This is a genomic window from Pirellulaceae bacterium, from assembly GCA_029243025.1.
GTDB lineage: Bacteria > Planctomycetota > Planctomycetia > Pirellulales > Pirellulaceae.
Window position 1 is genome coordinate 25,434 of record JAQWSU010000056.1, and the last position, 12,604, is coordinate 38,037.

General features: G+C 51.0%; 8 protein-coding genes. 4 read left to right on the top strand and 4 right to left on the bottom strand.

Features of this window, described 5'->3' with window-relative positions; genetic code table 11:
• Positions 1 to 2: 2 nt before the first annotated feature.
• The 4 genes from P8N76_27515 to P8N76_27530 all read right to left on the bottom strand — a co-directional run bounded on the left by P8N76_27515 (position 3) and on the right by P8N76_27530 (position 5,332).
• Positions 3 to 2,909: a PQQ-dependent sugar dehydrogenase gene (locus tag P8N76_27515; protein ID MDG2385450.1), complete on the bottom strand. Its 2,907-nt coding sequence runs from the start codon at positions 2,907 to 2,909 to the stop codon at positions 3 to 5.
• Positions 2,909 to 3,868 (bottom strand): hypothetical protein, encoded by a 960-nt coding sequence (locus tag P8N76_27520; protein ID MDG2385451.1) that lies wholly within the window; start codon positions 3,866 to 3,868, stop codon positions 2,909 to 2,911. Before P8N76_27520 ends, P8N76_27515 begins: the two co-directional genes overlap by 1 nt.
• Before the next feature lie 556 nt (positions 3,869 to 4,424).
• Positions 4,425 to 5,165: a phytanoyl-CoA dioxygenase family protein gene (locus tag P8N76_27525; protein MDG2385452.1), complete on the bottom strand. Its 741-nt coding sequence runs from the start codon at positions 5,163 to 5,165 to the stop codon at positions 4,425 to 4,427.
• Positions 5,166 to 5,170: 5 nt separating this feature from the next.
• Complete coding sequence (locus P8N76_27530; protein ID MDG2385453.1) at positions 5,171 to 5,332, bottom strand: hypothetical protein; 162 nt, start codon at positions 5,330 to 5,332, stop codon at positions 5,171 to 5,173.
• A 518-nt stretch (positions 5,333 to 5,850) separates the two neighbouring features.
• On the opposite strand from P8N76_27530, the gene P8N76_27535 reads away from it, so the two are divergent.
• The 4 genes from P8N76_27535 to P8N76_27550 all read left to right on the top strand — a co-directional run bounded on the left by P8N76_27535 (position 5,851) and on the right by P8N76_27550 (position 12,460).
• Entirely contained in the window at positions 5,851 to 6,315 is a 465-nt protein-coding gene (locus tag P8N76_27535) for a hypothetical protein (GenBank protein MDG2385454.1), read from the top strand.
• A 1,244-nt stretch (positions 6,316 to 7,559) separates the two neighbouring features.
• Entirely contained in the window at positions 7,560 to 8,363 is an 804-nt protein-coding gene (locus P8N76_27540; protein ID MDG2385455.1) for a hypothetical protein, read from the top strand.
• A gap of 617 nt (positions 8,364 to 8,980) precedes the next feature.
• Entirely contained in the window at positions 8,981 to 10,147 is a 1,167-nt protein-coding gene (locus P8N76_27545; GenBank protein MDG2385456.1) for an IS256 family transposase, read from the top strand.
• 1,479 nt (positions 10,148 to 11,626) lie between these two features.
• Complete coding sequence (locus tag P8N76_27550) at positions 11,627 to 12,460, top strand: Type 1 glutamine amidotransferase-like domain-containing protein (protein MDG2385457.1); 834 nt, start codon at positions 11,627 to 11,629, stop codon at positions 12,458 to 12,460.
• The last annotated feature ends 144 nt before the right edge of the window (positions 12,461 to 12,604 follow it).

Below are 12,604 nucleotides of genomic sequence, written 5' to 3' on the forward strand. Positions count from 1 at the left end.
GATCAATTTTCACTCGAACGATCGCTCGGCAAAGATGTATCATTCCTCAGAGATCCCAAATACGCGACAAGGTCAGCAACCTGCTGCGCGGTCATATCGCGCACAAGCAATTCCGGCATTAATGACGTACTCAAGGAAACAAGTTCTTCGATATTCGCTCGCTCGATCTTATGCGATTGGGCTTTTCCATCTTGAAGTATGACGAACTCATCGGTCTTTTCGGAAAGCACACCCGTGTAGCTCTTTCCATCATTTGTAATGCATTGATACTGCAAATACTCCGCATCAATTTTTTTCGAAGGCTCCAGAATACTCTCCAATAACTGGGATCGATTGTATTTCTTCCCGATCTGGTCGAGGTCTGGCCCGACAGCCATTCCACGGCCACCAATACGATGACAACTTTTGCATTGAACACCTGATTGCTCAAAGAACATTCGCTGACCGTGTGATGCGTCGCCATTAAGCTGCAAAATCGCTGGCGGATCGATGGAACTGCCGAGCCGTTTACTTCGCTTCGATTCAGGTAGAAACCGCTCAAACAAGTCGCGGATATGCGGTTCTTTGGTGACGGCCTGTTCGATGATCCGCTGAGCCGAATCGCCTGACAAGTCTCCACGTTCGATTAATCGAACCAAATGGAGCGCACCGACGGTCGTTTCCAAGCCCGTATCAGGATCGATCGTTGGTTCGATACTCTTGATCCATTCATAAATTAAATCCACACCAGCATCATCCACGACAGTCGAACCCAATCGAGGCATGCGTCCGCTCCCCAAGCTGCTCATGCGATAGTAGACCATTGACTTAAACGGATTGCCAGCAAGAACAATCTTGGCAGCGGGAACATGAAACGATCCGTGTCTTGGCGACGCGTTTAGCATTTTCAATTGGTCAAACTTCAATGAGGCGAGTGCGAAAAAATCTGAGTTACCACCACCACCGTTACGATGGCAGTGCGAACAATTCGCATGGAGATACGAACGAGCGCGCTTTGCCAGCTTCTGACTGTCGTCACGATAGTCAACCAAACTGGGCATTTCTGCAACTGGCTTTGGCAGTGGCTCAGCAAAAAGGCCCAACTGCTGAAAATAATCAAGCTGATTACTGGTCTCTCCTGCATATTCACGAGTATGATTCGTCTGCATTGTCTGACAGCCTAACACGTACTTTGCGGCCATGGTGTGACAAGACGAACACTCGGTGCGTCCGGGAAAATGCCACGTCTGCTTTCGTTCCCCCTCAGGCCACGCGGGATCGCGAATGGTAAATTGCCTATCGAATCCACGCGTATCAACTAACAGATCCGCATCGGTTTGGTCATCATTCCAAACGTAGGTGTAACCCCGCCACAATTGATCACCAACATTTTCTGACCCCGGCAACCGCTCATGATGGAGAATACGCGTTTCCATTCGTCGCTGACTGAGCGGATTGTCTTGCTCCATCGCCAGAAAATGCGTTTCTACTAACACCGTTCCATCGGGAAATTTCCAGCCATCCCGACCACCACGGAACGGAAACCGCACCGCTTCAAACTCAATCTGCCCCGCATTCGGCAATGCCATGTAACGTTGCTTTGTGGCGCCGTCACACCACTGGGGAGCAATCACGCTGTACGGAATGACTCCGGTCTCCGGAATCAATTCAGCAGTCGATGCAAAAAGGCCCGTTTCGCTCAATTGACGCGGAAAAACCGCGGATACATCCGGCCGTTCGTTCACTACAAGTTTGTGAATGTAACCCCCGATGTGATCAATCAAGAAAAGTTCGCCCTCGTGATCTTCTGCAAATCCGACTAAACGCAGGTTCGTATCACTCAACTCTTCATGAAACGTCACATTCTTTCCATCGTAACCAAGTCCCCAGATAATTCCGGTGTCGTAGTCACCATAGATGTAGTGCCCGATGAGCTCGGTATTTTGTTGACCCCGATAGACAAAACCTCCTGTAATCGAGCGAGCTTCGGAATGATCATGAGCGACAACTGGCTTCTGGATCGGCGTCGGGCCCCGTTGACGCGCCGGCCGAAACGGTCGCCCTCCTTCTTCGACACTCCAGCCATAATTCCCACCTCGCTCGATTTTGTGCACTGATTCCCATAAATCCTCGCCAACGTCAGCGGCCCAAAGGTCACCTGTCTTGCGGTCGAAGCTAAATTTCCAGGCATTGCGAAGCCCATAAGCCCAAACCTCATGCCGAGCCGTTTCGATTTCGACGAACGGATTATCAGCGGGAATTCGATAGGGAAGTTCGCCATCAGCCACATCTATATCAATCCGCAAAATAGAGGCCTGCAGGTTGTTAACGGTTTGCCCCACCTGGTAAGAATCGTGCAATCCTCCCCGATCGCCATTGGAGATATAGAGATAACCGTCTTGGCCGAACTTCACACAGCCGCCATTGTGGCCTCCGGGCCAAGCAATCAGCAATTTCTCACTCGTCGGGTCGACCTGCCATTGATTTTGGTCCCTCCGAAGAAAGGACGATACACGGGTCGGAAGTTTTTGGTCACCCCGATTGTGATGAATGAAAAGCCGACCGTTCTCAACAAATTTCGGATGAAACGCGATCCCAAAGGCCTCGGCCCGATCAACACCGAGCGCTTGCGGCAAATCAAAAAACAACTCAGCTTTCTCCACGCTAGGGTCATTTTCAAAAGTGTAAATCTTGCCAAAACGCTGGACCACGACCATCCGATTCGAACCCGGCACGAAGGTCATTGCGACGGGTTCGTCAAACTGTAGATTTGGAAAGGCAATCTCGGTTTGATATCGAGACGGCGGATCAGGAGAACCATGAATCCGTGAGGTCGTCCAACCGAGTCGCTCGGCAACAACGTTGCCACAACAAGCCATCAGGCAGAACGCTGACATCGCCAAAGGGTGAATTCGTCGAAAAATATTCATCAGTCAAGCGAATAAAAGGTGTATTGGTTGGACCAGCGATCGGAATGCCCTGGTTCGACATTCAGCTTTAGAAAGGGTTCTGGGCATAATGTCGTACGCGGCGACCAATATTGCATTTTTTCGATCGGTCGATCCCATCGGGAGCGTACACCTGCTGCGATCTTTCGATTCTCAATTGAAAATGCACTGTCATCGAGCCCCGAGCCGAAACCTGTCAACAACGTAAATATCTGACGTCCCAGTTCTATTTCGCGAACATAAGATAACTCCTTGCCATGCAATTCGGCCAATCCATTCAAATCACGGTCGGCAACTGGGTGAAACGGAAATCGAACGACAAAATCAGGGCCTGTCGGCTGGCCATCCATGACAAAAAAATTGTGGTTGTAAACACTCGTCTCGATCGTGTGCTTCCCTAAGTTTTCCAAAGCATGATCAATGACCAGTTCCGCCTTATTAGGTGTCAACGTCATTCGTTTCACATAGCGGTAGGCATGCCCAGTTGCTTCGTCGTTCAGCTGATGGATGAACTCAATCCAATTCGCACCTTGTCTTATCTTCCAGCTGCCAGAATTGACAATACGAAACGGATGTTTGATCACTGATTGATCCGTTCGTTTGGCGCATACACCAACTCCAATTCGCAGAAAAATCTCATCGTCTTCAATTTCTGTATTAACATCAAAAGAATCGACCGGCCCTGTAATGCGGTCATGGAGATAAGGATCGTCAGACTGCTGCCATTCCCCAAAGTATTCGTGACCATCATGCTGCAAGCTATAGATGACACCCGACCAATCAAACCGAGTCCCTCGGTAATAACCGGTCGTCGCATTCGGCAAATACACCTTCGCTGTAATAATTTCGTTACGAATAGCGGTCTTCGGATGATCGCCAAACGCAGGCATTATTACAGCAAGCAGGAAAAACAACGCTGCTAGAGCTAAGACTTTTCTCATCGATCCTCCTATCAACTCCATGATGCAACCGGATATTTTACCTTAGATCATCGTACCGTTCGAACTGAAGTTGCGATTTTTTGGCGAGCAATCTCGCCAAAAACAGCTCATGGAGCTCTGGTTTCGTTCGCCATCCCACTTCCAGCTGTAATACGTATGTTTTTAAAAAGATGGTGCGGCAATTCGAGCCAAAAATCTGCACTCTTCTATCTCAAATCGCACTACGCTGCGATCACAACTTCCCAACAGTGGCTTGAAATGTTTGACAGAACAATCGCCGATTTCGTGGCTCCCCATGCTACGAGAATTCCGTTTCGTCGACAGCCACGACCAGCAGCAACAGCAAAAGGGGACGCTGTTCTTCGCGTCAAAATCCTTGTGCAAAACGCCTCAGCCCGCTGGCTGTAGAGAGAAAAGGATATCTCCGTCTACTTGGCCTAACTCAACCGGCGTGAACCCTCACTGTTTTCGTTGGTGGTTATCTGACTTTGCCGACTAATGACTGCGCGGCGAAAGCAGTCCCAAATCATCGACGATTGAGATTTATGGATCGCACTCACTTCAGAAACGGAACAACAAGATGCATGGGTTGATTGTCTTCCGGTCGAACGATCGGCTGCGGCGAGTATTGCGTCACATAGGCTCGTCGCATCCGGTCGGTTGTGTTCGCTCCGCTGCGGTGAAACGTCAACGAACTGAAGACGACAAGGCTGCCGGCGGGAACGATCGCAGGCAGCCCTGGCTCGCTACCAAAGTAACCGACTTTGTCCCCCGTTTTCTGATCACGAAGATGTTCGACCAGCGATCGTATACCAATTCGTGAATAAGGCATCACATAAGCGGTTCCATTCTCAATGGTCATGTCATCAACCGCAGCCCAAACGGTCACGTAGGGAGTGTGCGGAAAGCCAAGATATCCCCCATCCTGGTGCCACGAGAACTTGATGCCTTGTTCCGCCGCTTTGACGACGTATTGATCATAGAAAAGATAGGCCGTCTCTCCGATCGTCGCCCTGCAAACCGCAGCCATTAAGTCGCTGAATACGTATTCCGACAATCGTGGTGCCTGATCATAGCATTTCGCAATGTGATATCGCTTGCCGCGATGGCTGATATGGATGTGGTCCGTTCCCAATCGGTCCATTTCCTGATGCATTAGATCGATCAAATAATCACACGCATCACGAAGAATCTGCAAATGTTCCTCGGGAACCACCCTCTCTAGAATGAAGTAGCCCTCGTCAATAAACTGTTGACGATGCTGATCAGTGATCGGTGAAACCGCTGATGATTTCATATCCGCTATTCCCTATCGGCTGGATCTCCGGTTGACGTAAACGCGACACTCATTATCCTACCCGTTAAGTGACAGACCTGCATGGCGTCAACCTCTCCGTCGATCAAGAACCGCTCACCAAGGTGGAATCCCATGACAACGGTCTCTCCCGAGTCCTTGACAGTCATGACGAGATGGTATTCCTATCCCGATGACACGTGATCTTCAATGGGCACATTGCAACCGTTCATCCTCCTAAAAAATCTGACTGCCCCTTAACGGTGCTTGGTAACGCACCGACTCAGTTTAGGCAACGCACCTGGGAACCGACGCGATCAAAAAAGAAAGGGACCACTTAGGGAGTTGAAAATGAGCGAAAGCCCATGCGAGCCAACCGACGGGATATTTCGATCGTGATTCGCCTCTTTCATGACGTTGAACATGAACTAGAACAAACTCTTGATTGAACTCAGAGAGACCACAGGGTCGGGTGGAACGTGTGATTCCGTGAATGAGTCACGTTGTTTGCCGTATACTAGCTGGCTGACCGACTGATAATTAATTTTTGTCCGGCCAGTGCGCTAAGCGAAGATTGCCCTAGGCGAATCCGCTTTGCAATGCGAAGCGCGATCATCTGCTGGCCTGCTGCGTTAGGTACGGGGTTTTGGCCACTCGATTTCAACCCAACTAGGCTTCGGAGCTAACGATGCGACTTACCATCGCCTTCTTCTTACTTCTTGCCCATTGCCGATTCTGTGCCGGTCAGGAAGACAGGGAAAATCCCGTTGCGGTTTCGCGTGGCACGATACATGCGTCGCACAAATCCAAACTTCAAATCACAGGGGAGGGAAAAATCACTCGCGATGAGTTTCAGGCATCCCTGGACAAAACATTCGACAAACTGGACAGAAACAGTGACCGTCAGTTGAGCTCGCTCGAATATTCGATGTCGGCTCTTATTCCACCCGCTGACACCAATATGGACGGCGTTATCTCAGCCAACGAGTTCCGAAAGTATCACAGCCAACGATTCCACCATTTGAACATTCCCACGGGTACTGCAACGGTTGGTAATACCGTGGCTCCTCTTTCAACCGAGTCAGAGGAACAGGTTTTAAATCCGAAAAATGGTGGTGCCACTCTACAAATGTCACCTGAATTATTGGAGTAAAATGGCATCATGGCGCTGGCGCTTAATTATGACGTCACAGGGGTCACTAAGGCGTTCAATCAACCGGTCTTAGACTTCGATAAGAAAATAGCGATCCCACTCACTGAGGTGCTCGACTTGAGCTGTGGGACAGTAAATTGGGCGCCATAGAAAGAACAGGGATTGGTTGGGGCGGGCAGTAAGTTCTTAGTCAACACTAAGGAACAATGGGGACGTACCGAATATATATTGAGGGTCGACGATAAGGTGATTGGCATGGTTGGAGTCATTGGAAGCAACTCAATGATAAATCCTCGTTATCTCGGCGAAGCCCAAGCATTTCTCGGGCTAGATGATGGCCGTTTGTTCGTGAATATTCTCCCGCCTATTGAGGGAAGCGGCGGAACAAGTTTTCGAGTATTCATCGCGCCAATTGAGGAGAGCCAGAAAAAAACTTTCCGCTTCTTGATCGGATCCGCCGATCCTCCGGCCCGACTGGGAACAAATTAGACAGGCCGCACGGTCAATCACCATGTGACGGGTCGGACCCCACGCGTGTCCCGGGTGATGGCGTTGGCGATTGAATGGGAACCACTGATCCTCGATGACGTGATCGAAAACCAGCCTGCTCTCTCTAACTACGTCCCAATGAGGACCTCACACCGATTGCACACCGGTTACAAATCATTTGTCGCATCAACCTTGCTCTTGAGATCAAGAATTCATTCTGTTTCTGACTCCCGTTGAGTCAGGGCCTAAGACTGGAAGCACGCGTGTCGGACGGCTGCCATTCACGAGTCAGTTCGAATCTCACTCGCTTTCACCACGAATTGATCATGCAAGAGTCATGCCTAACGACAAAAGGTCCGTCGCCCGTTCAGGCAGTGCAAGAAAGGAGGCAAGTACTCGCCACCGCAAAGTAAAGTCGATCCACCGTGACTCCTGGAAGTTAACAGCGCCGCATCGAAATCATTACTGAGAGCTAATGCATTCTTCGTGCTGACATCGTCCCACCGAGGGAACTCGATTGTATTACCTGCAATTTCCGCGATGGCACGAGTACACAACGAAGGCTGACGACAAAAAATTTTATTGATGTTTAACGTTCCGTCGCCGCTTTTACTTTAAATTCGCCAATCTCTTTCATATATCCCAAAGATTTATATACTCAAAAGAGCTATTGGATCAGTTGGCTCGGGCAGACGGACGGCATCGATAGTTGCCCACGAGCTCCGATCGTTATTTCCGCGAAGGCCCACCCTATCATGAACGATACACCGGCAATTCAAACTTTCCCCGCGCCTTGGGAAAAAAGGAATCTTGGCTTAGATGCCGTGGAGATCGAAGTCCTTTCTGATTCGGCGTCGCTCGAAGAAATCCAGCGTTCCAGCCTTGGATTCGAACTTGCGACCGTCAAGGTGCCCAACGGAAACCTAGCTCTTGTGCACGCTTTAGAGGCGAACGGATTTCGTTTCTTGGAATCGCAATTCTCGATCAGCCTTGAATTATCGTCGCTTCCAGCTCAGTGCCCTTTGCATGATAAGATCCTACGAAATTACGTCTTATCTCCAGTGAGCTCCAATGAAGTTGGACGCCTGCAGAAATTCGTGAATCGTGGTCTTTTTACAACTGATCGCATTGCGCTCGATCCAGAGTTGGGCCTGGACCTTGCGAATCGGCGATACAATCACTGGATTGCAGATATGGCGGCCAGACAGGCCGATTCTTTACAGTGGATCATGACCGCCGCCGAACCTTCGCGGCATGCGGGATTTATGATGTTTCAGGAAGACGGCCAAACCATCAACGCGCTCTTGGGCGGGATATTTCCGCAATTCCAAAAACGGGGTGCCGGGCTTGCGATGGCGGTCCGGCCGCCGCACCACTTCGCGGCCAAAGGATTCGCGCACTACCGGACGAAGGTCTCATCGAACAACGTTCCGATCTTGAGGTTATATCAGAGCGTCGGCTTCAGGATTAACGAGATTGTTTACGTATTGAGGCGGCTTGAGTCACGGAACTCGGAACACGCAATTCAGCGAAAAAACTCGACCCGTGAACCTGTTTGATTTTCCACACGCAAATCAGCACAGACCGCAGCTATCTATCGACCACGGCTACTCTCCGTCAATTAGCTAAATTCGCTGCGCCATTGGCGCTCGGCTGGCAAACAGTGTTGGTTACCTGAGGATCATCTTGATGCCGAGTATCAACAACAGCAAAAGCAAGCCGATAAGAATTTCCCACGCTGTCCAATGGAGGAGCGGTGGTATTTTTTTATATTCATTCGCCTCAAAGTGGCTTGGGCCTGTAATTTTTCATTTTGTTAGAAGTAGATTCTCAGCACCCGCCTGGGGCCGCGGTTGTCCACGGGATCATTCTCAGCCCTTATCTTCAAGATTTCTTGCTCTTTTCACAAACCGATACAGCAGAAAAAGAATGACGAAAGAACAAAACAACAAACCATTATTACTTGCACTCATACAATATTTCACCCAAAGAACGCAAAGCAATACAGCAATGAAGTTAGCGTACCGTAGTTTCTGTAAATAGCATTGGGATAGAACCCGGCTTCGCCTTTTTTGCGTAGCGAAAAAGGCGAAGCCGGGTTGGGCCGCTTGCAAGGGCGGGCCACGGTCGGTTTCCTAGATCGTTTGTTACCACGCAAGCGAAAGGAGACCCACGCATGACCCGCCAGGTCGAATCTAACCCGTTTGAGCTGATGGTCCAAGTCCTCGAGGAACAAGGCTTCGACGGCATGGCCAACGCCCTGCAGATCCTCGTCAACGAGGCGATGTTGATCGAGCGGAGCGAAGCGCTTCGAGCAGAGCCGTACGAGCGGACGAGCGAGCGACGCGGCTACGCCAACGGCTTCAAACCCAAGACGCTCAACACGCGCGTCGGCCAGCTCGAGTTGCAAGTGCCGCAGACCCGCGGCGTCGAGTTCTATCCGAAATCGCTCGAGCGGGGCGTTCGCAGCGAACGGGCTCTCAAGTTGGCGGTTGCCGAGATGTACGTCCAGGGCGTCTCCACGCGCAAAGTGACCGAGATCACGCAACAACTCTGCGGGTTGGAGGTCTCGAGCAGCCAGGTCAGCCGGGCCGCGGCGCTGCTCGATGAAGAACTCCAGTCGTGGCGCACGCGGCCGTTGGGCAAACTTCCTTATCTGATTATCGACGCCCGTTATGAAAAGGTCCGCCACGGCGGCAGCGTCGTCGATTGCGCCGTATTGGTCGCCGTCGGCGTGTTGCCCAATGGAAAACGGACCGTGCTGGGCGTCAGCGCCAAACTCTCCGAGGCGGAGGTCCATTGGCGAGCATTTCTCAGCTCGTTGGTCGAACGCGGATTGCATGGCGTCGAGTTGATCACGAGCGACGCCCACGAAGGTCTCAAGGCAGCCCGCCAGGCGGTCTTTCCCGGCGTGCCGTGGCAGCGTTGTCAGTTCCATCTCCAGCAGAACGCCGCCGCATACGTTCCCAAAGTCGACATGCGAACCGGCGCCGCCGCCGACTTGCGCGGCGTCTTCAACGCGCCCAATGCGAGCGAAGCCCAGCGGCTTCTCAAGCTTGCGGTGGAAAGATATCGTTCGTCCGCGCCGAAGCTGGCCGACTGGATGGAAGCGAACGTCCCCGAGGGACTGACCGTGCTGGAGCGACCGACCGCCCATCGCCGCCGACTACGAACGACCAACATGCTCGAACGACTCAACAAAGAAATCCACCGACGCACACGCGTCGCCACGCTCTTTCCCAACGAACCGTCCCTGCTCCGACTCGTCAGCGCCGTACTCGCCGAAGTCGACGAAGAATGGCAAACCGCCAAATGTTACTTAACCATCGAAACCGACTCGTAAATCGCTCCGCGATTTACAGAACTACTGTTGCTTAATCGCAATGAACCAGATTAACACCTTGGTTTTAAATCCCATTTTCAATTTCTCCTTAATCAAAGGGTAGGATACTCTTTCAATTTCAAAATCGACAAGTCATTCCATTTAATGAATATTAAGTTGCCCACCTACAGACGCATTAAAAGAGACAAACGCCTCAAGGCGTCTATTCGCTCCCCAAGGCGTTCAACTTAAAGACCTGATACCAGAGGGTTTAACTGTATGACGCAGGAAATTGCGTTCTAGTGCGTCTTCCAGGGTCAGACCTCCTCGCTTTCTCATCGGATTGAAGAATTTGTTCCAATAATCTTCCTGGTTGGCTGCCTACAGCATCGACCTCTTGCTTATGGTGATGGACGATTGCAATGAAACGTCTCTAACGCACTTGGATTATTAGTTTCTAAGGAAGGGGGAGTTCTTGGTTTGTTTCGATTGAGGCTACCCATTCGAATATTGGCAAGGTGGTACCGACGAGGTGGGACTCTTTCTTACAGGAAGTTCGCGAACCTCTTCACCGCCCCGCTAGTAACCTCAATGTGTAAACACAGGGAAGAAGAGATAGATATTAGCCTAGAGTTAGGTCACTAAATTAAGGATCGATACCGAACAGAGAAGTTCCTTGCACGCACACCGAAAAGCGAGCTGCTTAGCTTGGTCCGTCTTTCACTCGTTCCCGTCCGCCCGATCTCGATAGACCCGTGTGGGCCCCGCTGCGGTACCGCGGTTTTGCCTCACTTTTTGGCCAGCTCCGTGCTGGCTTGTCAACCAAACAAAACACGCCGAAAGCAACCCTCTTCGAACCGATTCTCTTCCGATATTTTGACGTCGCGTGTTTATTCGCCAAGAGTTGTGTCGCGAGTGTTGCTTTTGGTGTCCAAAAAACGAATCGGATTCGAAGATTAGACATGCCACTTCGGAGCGTTCAACCCGATTCACCACGGCCTGCATGACACACATCATGTGGCTGATCAACTTGGCTCCCAACCTGCAAGAGGCAATTCTGTTTCTGCCGCCGATCGAGTCAGGTCCGGACATCTTCAAGGAAATCGAGATGCGAAGGATTGCTCGGGTGATAAATTGAGTTAAGCAGTGGCGGCGGTAAACTGATTTCCTTGGTTCGATAACGCCTCTTGCCATGACCCATTCTCTCTTTTGAAGCGTCCAACACGCCGAAAACAAACGCAGCACGTGGACTCAGCACCGGGGGGCAAGGTCACTCGGCGGATAGAAGGCGCTCACCAGACGTGAAAATCTCGTTTACAGCGATGTTTGAATGTCGGCCAGTTTTTTGACCTCGCGCGTTCTACTCCCTTCATCAAAAAACATGTTTTTTTGGGGATAGGCGGTTTTTTACGCTCGCAAAGTCCGATATCAACAACGAAAATGAGTATAAATGCCGGCGGCTAGAATGGCTGCCCCACGAATGGATGGCATTAGCGAGCAATGAAAAAACCGGCCGTTGAACCCATACCACAGATCATTGCCTTTGGTGGCTGTGGGGCTGCAGATCCCTGGGTTGACCCAAGAATATTTCGCTATGTTCTTCACGCAACCAAAGTCAGTCGCCCTCGAATCGCCTTACTCACTTGCGCTTCGGGAGATGACCAACGTGTTCTGGCCAGGCTCCATCGGCTGTACCGCCGCATGGGTGCCGTGACGCAACAACTCAAACTTGGCAAAGGTCAAGAGTGGCATCGTCCCGGTCTTCTTTCACAGCATTTTGATCTGATTCATGTTGAGGGAGGGAACACGGGATTTCTTATGCATCAATTGCAACAAAACAGCATGAGATCGGCGTTGCACGAAGCCTGGCTCAACGGCGTCGTCTTAACGGGCACGAGTGCTGGTGCGTCCTGTTGGTTTGCCCACGCCATGAGTGCTTCACTCTTTTCCTTTGTCGAGGAGGACGAGACGATCGTCGCCCAGCCGGGTCTGGGCTTTCTTCCTCATAGTATTTGTGTCCATTACGATCGCTCCGAGCGACGAAGAGAAGCCTACAAGACCGGCCTTGCCGATGGACTGCAAGCCGGATTCGGTTTGGACCACCATGCTGGTCTGCATTTCCATGGCGGAGAATTGACGCGAATTATTGCCTTGCGACCTAATGCCGGCACTTTTGAAGTGACAAAGCAGGCCCACCGGATTATGATGAATCGCCTGGAGGGAGAATCTCCAGAGCGATTGGCATGGAACGCAATCCTAAACAAAGTCGTCAATACATTGATTCGCCGACTACGAAAAAAAATCCCACTAATACTGCAGCCCAAAGCTCATTAACGTGACTGCACGAAAATCCGTTTTCTATAACCTCTTCGGTCAACTTCTTGAACTCCGATGTCAGCGACCGTCTATCCTCGACGCCCTGACAGAGAGAGAGTCGTGCTGGAAACCTCTACTGAGTTCACCTTGTTCGGGGGATCC